This is a genomic window from Catenulispora yoronensis (genome assembly GCF_039531695.1).
GTDB classification, from domain to species: Bacteria; Actinomycetota; Actinomycetes; order Streptomycetales; family Catenulisporaceae; genus Catenulispora; species Catenulispora yoronensis.
The window spans coordinates 39,567-52,844 of record NZ_BAAAQN010000077.1 but is presented as its reverse complement, the minus strand read 5'-3'; the positions used below and the strand labels follow the sequence as shown (position 1 = coordinate 52,844).

The following is a 13,278-nucleotide window of genomic DNA, read 5'->3' as shown; positions in this document are numbered from 1 at the left end:
CACCCCACCAACCGCCAGCGCAGAGACTAACCAGACCCCCCTATGGAGCAGCGCCAGTTCTCCGAGGGATCAGAGGCCCTCGCCGGAGGCGCCTGCCTTACCCAGCTCTTGACTTTGATCCTCACAACCCCCGCCCCCGCGCCTTCAACCGAACCCCCGGCAACGGCGGCGCCGGAATCCGCTCCTCCACGCTGTGCCCACCAATATCCGGGAACCGCGCCTGATCCCGCCCCTCCCAGTCCGCGCGCGCCTCCTCAATCTCCTCATGCGACCGGCCCACGAAGTTCCACCACATAACAATGTCTTCGCGGAACGGCTCACCACCGAGCAGGATGACGTGCGCCCCCTCGCGGCTGGAGAGCGTCAGGTCACTGCGTCCCGTACCGAGGTAGAGAAGCGGACCAGGCGCCAACTCAGTCTCCGCCACGCTGAGATCACCATCGATGAGCACCAGCGCATGCTCGAAGTAGTGCGTCAGCGGGAACGTGACACCAGCCCCGGCGTTGATCGTGAGATCAGCACCAACGATCGGCGAGTACGTCGTCGCCGGCGAAGTAACAGTGTCCAAAGTCCCCAGGAAGACGATCGCCCGCAGCCCGGGGTGCTCGTAGACCGGAAGATCCTGGTGCTGCTCGAAATGCGGCGCGGTGTCACGCTGATCACCCGGCAACGCAGTCCACAACTGCAGACCATGCCCCGCCGGGGACTCCGGGACGGCGAACTCGGAGTGTGCGATCCCGCGCCCAGCGGTCATCAGGTTGAGTTGACGCGGACGCACCACAACATCAGACCCAACGCTGTCGCGATGCCGGATCTCACCCTCGAACGGCCAGGTGACAGTCTGCAACCCGATGTGCGGATGCGGGTTGACGTTCATCGCGACACCGTGCGGACCGAAGTGGTCCAGAAAACACCAGGCGCCGACGGTGGGCAGCGCCCGCTGCGGGAGCGTGCGAGCCACAGTGACGCCCCGGACACCGCCGAGCGGCACATCGCGGGCCTCATACAACTCGGTGACCGGGCCCGGGTCGGGGACGGCCCGACAGTCCTGCTCGGCGGGGTGCGCGTCGAGGTTGCTCATAGCGGCGCGAACTCCTCAGTGCCCAGCCGGCCCGGCGGGCTCGCTCTGCGCAGCCGGTCCAGCCGGTCCAGCCGACCCGACCAGCCCGACCTGTCCAGCCGACCCGACCTGCCCAGCGGGCTCCGCAGGCCCAGCGCTCTCATGCTCAGGCCGCCGCACATGCGCCTCGTACTCCGGGTGCTTCCCCAGGTAGGCGCTGATGAACGGACAGATCGGAACGATGGTCTCACCACGCTCCACAGTCGCATCCAGCGCCCGGCGCGCCAGCACCGACCCCAGCCCCTTGCCTCCGAACTCGTCGGCGATCTCCGTATGCACGAAGATCGTCGCACCGGCCCGGCGACGGTAGGCGGCGAACCCCGCGAGCCGGTCGCCGTACCAGATCTCGAACCGGTCTTCGAGCTCGTTGTCGACGACCTCTGTCTTGGTGGGCTGTTCAGTCATATGGCCGATGCTAACTCCGGCTTCAGGACGGCGCTTCACGAGCAGCCGCCCGCTCCAGCGCATCCCTGGCCACGACCGCCGAGTCCACCAGGCGCAGAGCTTCGTCCTCGGCGCGCAGTGTCTTGATGCGCCCGGGCCCGGACCAGGGCGATTCGAAGCGCACCGTGACCCGCCCCAGGCCGCTGCCCTGGACCCAGCCGGGGCCGTGCTCATCGTGCTCGACGTCCTGACCTGGCAGAAACCGGCGGTCGGCCCGGGCGGACTCGACAGCACCCCGGGTGCCCGGAGGCAGGGGGCCGAACTGGCGGGGGGAGCGTTCGCCTTCGACAGTGTGGACGGGAGTCGCTATGTGCGCGGGATCCAGAGGCAGTTCTTCGGCGACGGCAGCGCCGTCAGCATCACCAGCGTTGTGGGCATCGTCAGCATCACCGGCATTGTGGGCCTCACCTTCCTCACTCCCCTCACCCCCCTCACCATCGTCAGACCACAGCCGTGGATCGAGATCGTCCTCGTCCAGCATCTCGGCCTCCGCCTCAGCCTCCGCCTCCGCGAACAAGTCCAGCTGCGCCCACTCGGCCAGCGAGCTGACCCCCACCCCGAGCAGCCGCACCCCCGGAACCGCCTGCGTGGCGGCGGCGACCGCCCCCGGCAGCATCCGGTGCGCCGCCGCGCGGATGACCACCGGGTCGTCGGTCGGGCCGACCGCCGTCTCCGAGCGGGAAACGGTGGTGAAGTCATGCCCCCGGACCTTGATGCTGATGGTCCGCCCCGACCGCCCGGCCTTGCGCAGCCGACTGCCCAGCCGGTTCACCAGCCGATCCATCTCGGCCGCGACCGTGGCCGGGTCCAGCAGGTCCTCGGCGAACGTGTCCTCCACGCTGACCGACTTCAGCTCCCGGTCCGGGGAGACGTCCCGATCGTCCATGCCGCGCGCGATCGCGTAGAGCGAAGCCCCGTAGGACGCGCCGAGCACCGCGACCAGCTCCTGCCGGGACAGCGTGCGCAGCTCGGCCACGGTCGTCGCGCCGATCTTGCGCAGCCGCTCGGCGGTGGCCGGCCCGACGCCCCACAACGCCCGCACCGGCAGCGGATCCAGCCACTCCTGCTCGGCCCCGGGCCGGACCACCACCAGGCCGTCGGGTTTCTCGGCATCGGAGGCGATCTTGGCGACCAGCTTGGAGGAGGCGGCCCCGACCGACGCGGTCAGCCCGGTCGCCGCCTTGATCCGGTCCCGGAGCTCCCCGGCGATCTCCCGGGCGCGGCGGCTCCCGGCCTCCGGCGTCGCGACGTCCTCGGGCTCGAAAAGGTGCGCTATGTCCAGAAACGCCTCGTCCAGGCTCAACGGCTCGACCAGCGGCGACAGGTCGTGCATCAGCCCCATGACCACCTCGGAATAGGCCTGGTAGGCCCCGAAGCGGGGGATCAGGTAGGCGGCGTTCGGCGCCCGGCGGCGGGCGATCCCGGTGGCCAGGGCCGAATGCACGCCGAAGACCCGCGCCTCGTAGGACGCGGTCGACACCACACCGCGCACCCCGACGCCGCCGACGATCACCGGCTTGCCGCGCAGGCTCGGCTTGTGCAGCTGCTCCACCGACGCGTAGAACGCGTCCAGGTCGACGTGGAGGATCGAAGGGGCACTGCGCACATGTTCCATGGTGCACCGGGGCACTGACATGCGGCGGTGCGGGTCGGGCCGGATGAGCTGGAGGTTTCGGCGGACCGAGCAATCCGGCCGCCCGGAGCGCGGCTCGCCGGCCCGCGCCGCGCCACGTCCCGCCATACCCCGCGAGACACTCCGACCCCGGGGGACCCGGTCCACTACGCTGGCAGTGGAGTTCTGGTGCCCGTCGGGCTCGATCCCCGCCGGTTCGCCGCTCGAACGTCGCCCGAACGTCGCCCGACCGCAGACCCGTAACCCCGACCCGCAGCCCCCGACTCGCAGGAGTGCACCCCCCATGGCCGACAGCGCCGCCAGCGCCACCGTCCCCAGCCCCGCCACCCGGCGCGCGCAGGCCCGGACCGCGGTCCTGTGGGCGGCGCTGCGCACCGTGCTCGACGCCGAGGGCCCCCGCGACGTGCTGGACGTCGGCGGCGGCACCGGAGGCTTCGCCGTCCCGATCGCCGAGCTGGGCCACCGCGTGACCGTCGTCGACCCCAGCCCCGACGCCCTGGCCGCGCTGGAGCGCCGGGCGGCCGAGAGCGGCATGCCGAAGGAGTCGCTGCGAGCCGTGCAGGGCGACCTGGGCGGCCTGCTGGAGCAGGTGGAGCCGGGCAGCGTCGACCTGGTGCTGTGCCACGGCGTACTGGAGATGGCCGACGACCCGGCGGTGGGCCTCGCAGCGGTGGCCGAGGTACTGCGCCCCGGCGGCGTGGTGAGCGTGCTGGCCGCCAACCGCACCGCCGCCGTGGTGGCCCGCGCGCTGAGCGGCCACTTCGCCGAAGCCCAGCGCGCCCTGTCCGACCCGACCGGCCGCTTCGGCCCGCAGGACCCCCTGGCAGCCCGCTTCTCCGAGGACGAGCTCTCCCACCTGCTGACCAACGCGGGCCTGACGGTGGAGATGGTCCACGGCGTGCGCGTGTTCACCGACCTGGTGTCGGGCGCCCTGATCGACGCGGCACCGCAAGGCGCGGCCGACCTCGCGGCCCTGGAAGCAGCAGTCGCCGACCGGCCGGAGTTCCGCGCGGTCGCGGGGCGGCTGCATCTTGTGGGGCGGAAGGCTCGCTGAGCCCAGCCACGCCCAGCCCAGCAAAGCCCAAGCCGAGCCCCAAGCCGAGCCCAAAGCCGAGCCCCAAGCCGAGCTCCAGGCCCAAAGCCGATCCCCAAGCCGAGCTCCAGGCCCAAAGCCGATCCCCAAGCCGAGCTCCAGGCCCAAAGCCGAGCTCCAGGCCGAGCTCCAGGCCCAAAGCCGAGCTCCAGGCCGAGCTCCAGGCCCAAAGCCGAGCTCCAGGCCCAAAGCCGAGCTCCAAACCGAGCTCCGAGCCAACCTCCGAGCCGAACCGGAACATGCCGAGCTGGGCTATACCGAACTTGGCCCAGTCGACCTGATCTGCTTGCCAGTGCCCGGCTCTGATCCGCAATGTTCGGCTCTGCCCCGCCGTTCTCCAACCGGCGTCGACCTGCCCTGACCTGGCCTGACCTGCCCGGCTCTCGCCCGAGCTGACCCGCCTTGACCCGCTCCGGTCCCGCCTCTGTCCGATCTGCCGGGAACGCCGGTTGGGTCCCCGCTCTGGCGCGTCCTGGGCCCTTGAGCAATGATTTGGTAAGTCCGGTCACCACCTCCAGGCGAACCTTTCCGACCCCCAGGACGTTCTTGTAAGAGACGGACCTCCAAGCGGAGATCAACGCATGCGTAGTCCAGCGCATACGCGGGCATCGTTCGGATGAAGGGGTCTTCGGATCGGTTCCGCGGGAGCTTTCATAGACCCCGGGGTCTGCCTATTCTTAAGACAGTCACTACCTGGTGTGGCTGTGGACGCTGGGAGGATTCGCGAAGTGCCGCTGTCTGAACACGAGCAGCGCCTGCTGGAGCAGATGGAGCGCGCGCTGCACGCGGAGGACCCGAAGTTCGCCTCCGCGCTGCAGGGAGCGGACCTGCGCGCACTGTTCCGGCGTCGCGCCATCCTGGCTGTGGCCGGCTTCGTGCTCGGACTCGCCATGCTGGTCGCCGGTGTGGTCATCCCGTTGATCGCACTGAGTGTCGCCGGGTTCGTGGTGATGCTCGGGTGCGCGTGGCTTGCTTACGCCAGTTGGCGACGGATTCCCGCCCCCGGCGAGATCGTCCCGGTGGCGCGTCGGAAGGTTCGCGCCGCGGCCGGCAAGGCCGGGCGGGCACCGACGATGCGGCGCTTCGAGGAACGGTGGCAGCGGCGCCGGGACGAGGGAAACCTGTAACCCTGCCCGGGCCCCCCGGTCCGCCCCGGTCGGTCCAGCCCGCCCGGTCTCTCACCAGGCTTTTAGCTCCTGGTCTCCGAAGCTTCGCCCAACCGTGCCGACCCTCCCTTGCACTCCATCGGATGAGGCCGCACCGTTGGGAATGGCGAAGGCCGGGCGCCGCTGCGGACGTCCGGCCTTCGCCATGGTGAATCACCGCCCTACCTGTCGCCGCGCCCCCGCCTCCGCTCCGCACGCTCCGCGCGCTCCGCGCCATCGCGCCCATCGCGACCGCCACGCCCGTCCCGGCTCTCACGCCCCTCCGGACGCGTGCTCCCGCCCGGCACCCGCGACCGCAGCGACGTCCCCGTCCCCTGCAACCGCTCGTACACCCGTCCGGTCAGGTCCTCCCGACGCTCCCGCAGCGCGGCGAGCGCCGAAGGCGGCAGCACCGTCGCCCGGATCCGCGTCCTCCGCGAAACCGGCTCGGCCAACCCCGCCCGGATCGTCTTGACGTCATCCATCAAGTTCCGGCTCGGCGCCGCCCCGGAAGCCGACGGCCGCCGCAGCGTCCGAGCGTAGTTCGCCCGCTCGGCCAGGCCCGTGACCCGGTCCATGGCGTCCTGCGCCGGCCGGGACAGGTGCGCCTGCTTCGTGATCCGCACCGCGCTCTGCCGAGGCGTCTCCGACGACGGCCAGCTGTATCCCAGGTCGGTGGCGCTGTCCCGGACCTCGGCCCAGGCGGCCAGGATCCGGATCCGCTCCGGATCCGACTCCGGGCGCCGGACCGCGACGTCCGCCGACTGCCATTCCAGGTTCTCCTCGTCCGGCGCGTCCGGCCGGTCCTGGCCCTTGACCGCCCCGCGGCGGCCGGAGGCCAGCTTGCCCCGGGCCCGCCGCCGGACCATGCGCAGCACCATCGGCACGCAGCCGATCAGCAGCAGCACCAGCAGGATGAAGCGCAGGGCTATCGCGTACCCGGACCCGCCGAACAGCCAGTACTGCAGGAACCTGGGCACGGCTCCGAACCAGCCCAGCCAGCTGAACTTCTCCTTCGGCGCCGTCGAGGTGTCGGCCCCGCTGTCCGAGCACCCGCCGATCCGGCGGACGTTGATCGGGCAGTTCCCGCTGGAGCTGGCGCCGGCCGCCGGCGCCGTGGAGGCGCTGCTGCTGGGCGCGGTGCTTGGCGCGGTGCTGTCCGGGACCACCGTGGTGTACTGCGGGATGCGGCCGTGGCCGCCGCTCAGCGCGGTGCTGTTGATACCGGTCGTCGGCTCGAAGCGGAGCCAGCCCACGCCGTGGAAGTACAGCTCCGGCCAGGCGTGGTAGTCGTGCATGCGGACTTCGTAGGTGCCGTTGCCGTTGGGGGAGGAGCCCGGGGTGAAGCCCAGGGCCACGCGCGCCGGGATGCCCAGCGAGCGCGCCATGGCGACCATGGTCTCGGCGTAGAACTGGCAGTACCCCTGCTTCTGGTCCAGCAGGTAGTTCATGGCGTCCGCGCCGGACATGTTCGACGGCACGTCCAGCGAGTACTTGAACCCGTTCCCGTTCTGGAAGTAGTTCTGGATCGCGGTGGCCTTGTCGACCGGGTTCGCGATGTTCTTGGTGATGTCCTGGGCCAGCGCCTTGACCCGGTCCGGGACGCCGACCTGGTAGAGGTCGTTCTGCAGGTTGTACACCTGCACGTCGTCCTCGGTCGCCATCGACGCCGAGTGCAGCACCTGGGCCGGCAGCGCGTCCGGGGCCATGTCGTAGGCCACGACGTTGTACTGCATGCCCTTGTAGACCGTGGTCGGCCCGAGCACCGCCAGGCTGTCGGCGTTCACGTTGAACCCGTTGACCGTGGTCCCCAGCGACTTGGTCGGGTAGGGCAGCGGCAGCGCGTTGTTGTCGCCCTTGTGGGTCTCGGTGGCCACGTCCGAGACGATGGTGACGTGCACCTGGATCGTCTTGGGCTGCACCGACGAGACGTAGCCGGGCACCGAGTCGCTCACCGCGTTGTCCGGGCCGAACGGCCGGAACGGCGCGCCGGGGTTCGGGACGAAGGACTCGCCCTTCTCCTTGGCGTTGAACATGTCCGCGGTCTGGAACCGCAGGTACAGCGGCTTGGTGGACTTGTAGGTCAGGACCACGTCGTCGGAGGTCGCCTGCAGGTTCTGCTTCAGGTCCAGCTTCTGGCTGAAGGTGCCGTGGCCGCTCTTGTGGCCGGTGCCGGGGCCCGAGCCGCTGTTCGGGCCGATGCCGAACAGGCCGCCGGAGACGGTCGGCAGCAGCACCGGGGCCAGCACCGCCAGCACCAGGGCCAGGGTGGTGATCTGGTGGCCGGTGGCGGCGATCGGGCCGGTGTCGACCTTGGCCCGGGCCGCCGGGTTCGGACGGCCGTCGGCGCCGGTGCGCCGGCTGCCGGCGTGCACCAGCGGCCGGCCCCAGCGGCCGAGCCGGTCCCGGCCCTCGGCCGAGAGCAGCGCGGTGTAGCCGGCCGCGGCCAGCGCGAAGGCGAACCAGTCGTAGCCGCCGCCGCTGCGGGTGGCCGGCACCAGGTACAGCGCCAGCAGCGGCAGGCCGGCCAGGGGCGCGGCGGCGTAGGTCGCGGCCAGGGCGTCCACCAGCACCGCCATCGCGCTCAGCGACAGCACCAGGATGGCCGCGATGCCGGTGGTGGCCGTCCCGCCGACGTAGGTGTTGCGGATGTCGTGGGCGCCGGCCGAGTACAGATCCCCGAGCTTGTGGAACACCGACCAGGTCGGGAGCAGCCCGCCGAAGGCCTCGTCGTGGGCCAGCAGCACCATGTCGTACCAGAACACGGTCGCCGCCTGCGCGGCCACCACCAGCGGCCGGGGCCGGATCAGCCGGCGGAACAGCTCGCCGGAGGCGGTGGAGACGATCACCGCCAGCACGATCGGCCAGATCCAGGTGCCGGTCGCCAGCAGGCGCAGCAGGCCGGCGGAGGTGAGCAGCAGAGCGACCGCCGCCGCCACCCCGATCCGCGCCCGGCCGGTCATCGGTGGCCGTCCCTGATGCCGAAGCCGGCGCCGATCCCAGTCGCGATCCCGGTCCCGGTCCCGGTCCCAGCCCGGGTCCCGGTCCCAGCAGCGCCGGCCGCCGTACCCGCCGCCGTCGTCCTCGTCCGCCTCATCGGCATGGCAATCCCCGTACGCTCCGCGGCGCTCACCGCGCCGCCCCCAGTTCTGTCGCGGCCAGTGCCGGCCCCGGCGTCGCGGCCGCCTCGCGGCCGGCATAGCTCGACGTGGCGGAGATCCCGGAGCTGCCGCCGCCGCGCCGCGCCGCCTGCTCCCACAGGTCCGGCACCCGGTCGCCGGGCTCCACCTCCACCACCCGCCAGCCGCCGACCCGCAGCACCTGCGCCGAGCCCTGGAACCGGGCCTGCGCGGGGCCGGCCGGCCGGCCGCCGAGCCAGGAGGCGGTGTCCATCGCGAAGGCCACGCCGGAGGTCGTGGAGTGCCGGACCCGGGCCAGCTCCGAGGCGTCGTCGCCGCTCAGGTCGCCGAGCACGGCGATCACCAGGCTGTCGCCGCCGCCCTGGCGCAGCATCGCGTTCGCGCCGGACAGGGTAGCGGCGTTGCTCATCTCCACCACCGCCAGCGCGTCCAGCAGCATGCCCTCGAAGTCCAGGCCGATCGCCGAGGAGTCGTGCGCGGCGGCGGTCACCGCCTGGCCGGTCTCGGTCAGCAGCCGCACCGCGTAGCCGTGCCGGGCCATGTGGATCGCGATCGAGGCGGCCGCCGAGACCGCCCATTCGAAGGACGAGGCCGGGCCGTCGCCGCGGTGCGCGATGGCCCGGGTGTCCAGCAGGATCGTGGCCCGACTCTGCCACACCTGCTCCTCGCGCCGCACCATCAGCTCGCCGGTGCGCGCGGTCGAGCGCCAGTGCACCCGGCGCAGGTCGTCGCCGTGCCGGTACTCGCGGGTGCCGATGTCGTCCTCGCCGGCCGCCGCCACCGAGGTGGCGTGCCCCTCGCCGCGGCCGCTCCAGGCCTGCCCCACCGGGGCGTTCGGCAGCAGGTGCACCTGCGGGGTGACGGTCAGCGCGTGCTGCGCCGAGAACGAGCGCGACAGCTCCACCAGGCCGAACGGGTCGGCCAGGCGCAGCGCCAGCGGCCCGAGCAGGTAGCGGCCGCGCACGTCCGAGCGCACCCGGTAGACCACCCGGCGCCGGCCGTGCGGCTCCACCTTGTTCAGCACGAACCGGGGCCGGGAGCCCAGCACGTAGGGCACCCGGTCCTCCACCAGCAGCGTGCCGGAGGGCAGCCGGGAGACGTTTTCCAGCCGCAGGTGCACCCGGGCCTCCTGGCCGACCCCGACCCGGGCCGGCTCCAGGGCGCGGCGGCACGACACCCGGTACCGGGTGCGGGCCAGCACCATGATCGAGATCAGCGGCAGCAGCGCGAGCATCGCGCCGACCCGCAGCAGCACCTTGTAGTCGAACAGCATGCCGCAGGCCATGGCGGCCAGCCCGGCGGCCAGGAACGACCGGCCCCGGGTGGTGAGCCCGGCCAGCCGGCCGCCGCGGCCGTCGGAGCTTTCCGTGTTCTGATTCTGTTGGGCGGACACCGGTGCCCTCCTGCCCTTGGTCGCTGAAGTCCGTCGGGGGCGTCGGCTAGCGGCGCGGGTGCGCCGCGCCGCCGAGGCTGGGCACCGGCACCGCGCTGACCAGCCCGGCCACCACCTGCTCGGTGGTGCGGCGGCTGATCTGGGTCTCCGCGGTGGGCAGCAGCCGGTGCGCGAGCACCGCCACCGCCAGGTGCTGGACGTCGTCGGGGAGCACGAAGTCGCGGCCGTCCATGGCCGCCGTCGCGCGGGCCGCGCGGACCAGCTGCAGGGTGGCCCGGGGCGAGGCGCCCAGGCGCAGCTCCGGCGAGCTGCGGGAGGCGTTCACCAGGTCGATCGCGTAGCGGCGGACCTCGTCGGAGACGTGGATCCGGCGCACCGTCTCGATCAGCCGCGCCACCTCGGCGGCGTCGGTCACCGGGCGCAGCTCGTCCAGCGGCGAGACCAGGCCGTGGGTGTCCAGCATCCGCAGCTCGGCGGCCGGCGCCGGGTAGCCCACCGAGATCCGGGCCATGAACCGGTCGCGCTGCGCCTCGGGCAGCGGGTAGGTGCCCTCCATCTCGATCGGGTTCTGGGTGGCCACCACCATGAACGGCGCCTCCAGGTGGAAGGTGGTGCCGTCCACCGTCACCTGCCGCTCCTCCATCGACTCCAGCAGCGCCGACTGGGTCTTGGGCGAGGCCCGGTTGATCTCGTCGCCGACCACGAAGTTGGCGAAGATCGCGCCCGGCTTGAACTCGAACTCCTTGCGCTGCTGGTCGAAGATCGACACCCCGGTGATGTCCGAGGGCAGCAGGTCCGGCGTGAACTGGATGCGGCGCACGGTGCAGTCGATGGACTTGGCCAGCGCCTTGGCCAGCATGGTCTTGCCGACTCCGGGCACGTCCTCCAGCAGCAGGTGGCCCTCGGCCAGCAGCACGGTCACGGCCAGCTTCACCACTTCGGGCTTGCCCTCGATGACCGTCTCCACCGCGGCCCGGATGCGGCCGGTGGTGTCCGCCAGGCGCTCCAGGTCCACCCCGCCGACCGCGGCCCCGGCGCGGGCCGCCGGGCCCGCGGCGCCGGCGTCCCCGGTGTATCCCAGCTCGCTGTTGCCGACCGTCACAGGATCCTCCCACTGTTCGCTCGGCCGCGCGGTGTTCGCACGGCCGCCCCGCGAGGCCGCGGGACTCGGGTGTCGATGCCCGCGGTCGTCCGGCCCCCGCCGGCCGCGCCTTCACGTCCGGCTGCACTGTTCTCCCCCTGTTCGCGACGTATGCGCTCAGCGGAAAACACGGTGCACCTCAGATCTTCGCTCAATCCGGGGCTCCTAGGGCAAGAGGTCCGGCGAAATCGTTGCCCTCTGGTCTGGACCACGCTCGGCGCCGGGATCGTCATACCTACAACACCACCCCGTTCCGTCCGGTTCGACAACCCGTTCGGGGCAATCCCCGAACCCTGGTCGTGGTCACTGTGACCTGCTGAGACTCGGGGTTCCGGGGTTGCCCGTGAGGTTTGGTGGAGTACAGTGGGGGGAAGTGGAGCGGAACCGGTCGTCCACGGACTACCGCGCAATGCGCAGATTTTTTACGGACTGCGCGAGCTGGACTGGACGCCGGGGAGAGGAGGCGTGAGTGTTCCTCGGGACCTACACGCCTTCCCTGGACGACAAGGGCCGGCTGATCCTGCCCGCCCGCTTCCGCGAGGAGCTCGCCGCCGGCCTGGTGGTCACCAAGGGGCAGGAGCGCTGCCTGGCGGTGTGGACCGCGGCCGGCTTCGCCGAGCTGACCGAGCAGATGCGCGGCGCGGTGCGGCCCGGATCGGAGGCCGGCGCCGACCGCTCGGCCCGCGACTACCACCGGGTGTTCTTCGCCAGCGCCTACGACTGCGTCCCGGACACCCAGGGCCGGATCGTCGTGCCGCCGCCGCTGCGCCAGTACGCCGGGCTGACCCGGGAGTGCGTGGTGATCGGCGCCGACACCCGGCTGGAGATCTGGGACGCCGCGGCCTGGGCCGGCTACCTGGCCGAGGCCGAGTCCTCCTATTCGGCGACCGGGACGGAGGCCGCGCCCTGAGCACCCGTTGATCGGCGGCCACCGCCCGCACGCCGCGTGCCCTGTGGCCTCCTCCCGCTCGACCGGCCCGACCGGCTGGCGCACCTTCCCCGGTGCCGGCCGCGCGACCGCCGGCCTTGAACGGGCGGGGACCAGAAGGCGCGCGGCGTGCCCGACTTCCGAGCGGGGCTCGGTAGCGTGGCCCGCACGGCGGTACGGAACAGGACTCGAAGGCGGAACCACTTCAGATGACTAGCGCGACGCACATCCCGGTCATGCTCGAACGCTGCGTCGAGATCCTCGGCCCGGCCCTGGAGCGGCCCGGCGCCGTCGTGCTGGACGCGACCCTGGGGCTCGGCGGCCACAGCGAGGCGTTCCTGCGGCGGTTCCCCGAGGCGCGGCTGATCGGACTGGACCGGGACCCGCAGGCCCTGGAGGCCGCCGGCAAGCGGCTGGCGCCCTTCGGCGAGCGGGCCACGCTGGTGCACGCCGTCTACGACGAGATCCCGCGGGTGCTGGCCGACCTCGGCGTGCCGGAGCTGTCCGGGACCCTGTTCGACCTCGGCGTCTCCTCGCTCCAGCTGGACCTGCGCGAGCGCGGGTTCGCCTACAGCTACGACGCGCCGCTGGACATGCGGATGGACTCCACGACCGGGCCCACCGCCGCCGACATCGTGAACACCTACCCGGCCGCCGACCTGGCGCGGATCCTGCGGGACTACGGCGAGGAGCGCTTCGCCCGCCGGGTCGCCGACCGGATCGTGGCCGAGCGCGAGCGGGAACCGTTCACCACCACGGCGCGTCTTTCCGAACTGGTGCGGGACGCCATCCCGGCGGCCACCCGCCGGACCGGGGGCCACCCGGCCAAGCGGACGTTCCAGGCGCTGCGGATCGCGGTGAACGACGAGTTGGCAGTGTTGGAGCGTGCGCTGCCGGCCGCGGTCGCCGCGACCGGCCGGACCGGCCGGATCGCCGTGCTGTCGTACCACTCGCTGGAGGACCGCCTGGTCAAGCGCGTGTTCGCGGCGGCCTCGGAGTCCCAGGCCCCGCCCGGCCTGCCGGTGGTGCCGGAGCAGTACCAGCCCCGGTTCCGCCTGCTGACCCGCGGCGCCGAGCCGCCGACCGAGGCGGAGATCGAGCAGAACCCGCGCGCGGCCTCGGCGAAGCTGCGGGCGGCCGAGCGGGTGCGGGAGGGATAGCGGATGGCGGCCGGCGGTTCTGGCGGGAGCGGTTCGGGTCCCGGTTCGGGGTTCGGCGCGGGTTCGGGATCGGGTTCCGGG

At 72.3% G+C, this 13,278-nt stretch carries 10 protein-coding genes; 4 read left to right on the top strand and 6 right to left on the bottom strand.

Annotation, left to right across the window (positions count from 1 at the left end; genetic code table 11):
• Window positions 1–121 precede the first annotated feature (121 nt).
• Genes ABD481_RS40875 through ABD481_RS40865 form a run of 3 tightly spaced genes read right to left on the bottom strand, consistent with a single transcriptional unit; the run spans window position 122 to window position 3,170 of the window.
• Window positions 122–1,081: a pirin family protein gene (locus ABD481_RS40875; protein ID WP_344671281.1), complete on the bottom strand. Its 960-nt coding sequence runs from the start codon at window positions 1,079–1,081 to the stop codon at window positions 122–124.
• Between the two features lie 15 nt (window positions 1,082–1,096).
• The gene (locus tag ABD481_RS40870; RefSeq protein WP_344671280.1) at window positions 1,097–1,525 is read right to left on the bottom strand and encodes a GNAT family N-acetyltransferase; all 429 of its coding nucleotides are present in this window, start codon (window positions 1,523–1,525) and stop codon (window positions 1,097–1,099) included.
• A 22-nt stretch (window positions 1,526–1,547) separates the two neighbouring features.
• A complete protein-coding gene (locus ABD481_RS40865; protein WP_344671279.1) occupies window positions 1,548–3,170 on the bottom strand; it encodes a DNA polymerase IV in 1,623 nt (540 codons plus the stop codon).
• 310 nt (window positions 3,171–3,480) lie between these two features.
• Here ABD481_RS40865 and ABD481_RS40860 point away from each other — a divergent pair, with 310 nt between their 5' ends.
• Together ABD481_RS40860 and ABD481_RS40855 are read left to right on the top strand one after the other, a co-directional pair.
• Window positions 3,481–4,251 (top strand): methyltransferase, encoded by a 771-nt coding sequence (locus ABD481_RS40860; RefSeq protein WP_344671278.1) that lies wholly within the window; start codon window positions 3,481–3,483, stop codon window positions 4,249–4,251.
• Between the two features lie 767 nt (window positions 4,252–5,018).
• Complete coding sequence (locus ABD481_RS40855) at window positions 5,019–5,417, top strand: DUF3040 domain-containing protein (RefSeq protein ID WP_344671277.1); 399 nt, start codon at window positions 5,019–5,021, stop codon at window positions 5,415–5,417.
• A gap of 200 nt (window positions 5,418–5,617) precedes the next feature.
• Here the strand turns inward: ABD481_RS40855 and ABD481_RS40850 are convergent, their stop codons facing one another.
• The 3 genes from ABD481_RS40850 to ABD481_RS40840 form a co-directional block, all read right to left on the bottom strand.
• Complete coding sequence (locus tag ABD481_RS40850) at window positions 5,618–8,398, bottom strand: transglutaminase TgpA family protein (protein ID WP_344671276.1); 2,781 nt, start codon at window positions 8,396–8,398, stop codon at window positions 5,618–5,620.
• 166 nt (window positions 8,399–8,564) lie between these two features.
• The gene (locus ABD481_RS40845) at window positions 8,565–9,968 is read right to left on the bottom strand and encodes a DUF58 domain-containing protein (protein ID WP_344671275.1); all 1,404 of its coding nucleotides are present in this window, start codon (window positions 9,966–9,968) and stop codon (window positions 8,565–8,567) included.
• A 46-nt stretch (window positions 9,969–10,014) separates the two neighbouring features.
• Window positions 10,015–11,070: an AAA family ATPase gene (locus tag ABD481_RS40840; protein WP_425559398.1), complete on the bottom strand. Its 1,056-nt coding sequence runs from the start codon at window positions 11,068–11,070 to the stop codon at window positions 10,015–10,017.
• A gap of 508 nt (window positions 11,071–11,578) precedes the next feature.
• Between ABD481_RS40840 and mraZ the strand changes: the two genes are divergently transcribed.
• The gene (mraZ, locus tag ABD481_RS40835; RefSeq protein WP_344671274.1) at window positions 11,579–12,019 is read left to right on the top strand and encodes a division/cell wall cluster transcriptional repressor MraZ; all 441 of its coding nucleotides are present in this window, start codon (window positions 11,579–11,581) and stop codon (window positions 12,017–12,019) included.
• 227 nt (window positions 12,020–12,246) lie between these two features.
• A complete protein-coding gene (rsmH, locus tag ABD481_RS40830) occupies window positions 12,247–13,197 on the top strand; it encodes a 16S rRNA (cytosine(1402)-N(4))-methyltransferase RsmH (RefSeq protein WP_344671273.1) in 951 nt (316 codons plus the stop codon).
• Window positions 13,198–13,278 lie beyond the last annotated feature (81 nt).

Excerpts from the sequence above, each read along its gene's own strand:
- ABD481_RS40860 (WP_344671278.1), top strand. The coding sequence starts at position 3,481 with ATGGCCGACAGCGCCGCCAGCGCCACCGTCCCCAGCCCCGCCACCCGG.
- rsmH (WP_344671273.1), top strand. The coding sequence starts at position 12,247 with ATGACTAGCGCGACGCACATCCCGGTCATGCTCGAACGCTGCGTCGAG.
- ABD481_RS40870 (WP_344671280.1), bottom strand. The coding sequence starts at position 1,525 with ATGACTGAACAGCCCACCAAGACAGAGGTCGTCGACAACGAGCTCGAA.
- ABD481_RS40850 (WP_344671276.1), bottom strand. The coding sequence starts at position 8,398 with ATGACCGGCCGGGCGCGGATCGGGGTGGCGGCGGCGGTCGCTCTGCTG.
- ABD481_RS40875 (WP_344671281.1), bottom strand. The coding sequence starts at position 1,081 with ATGAGCAACCTCGACGCGCACCCCGCCGAGCAGGACTGTCGGGCCGTC.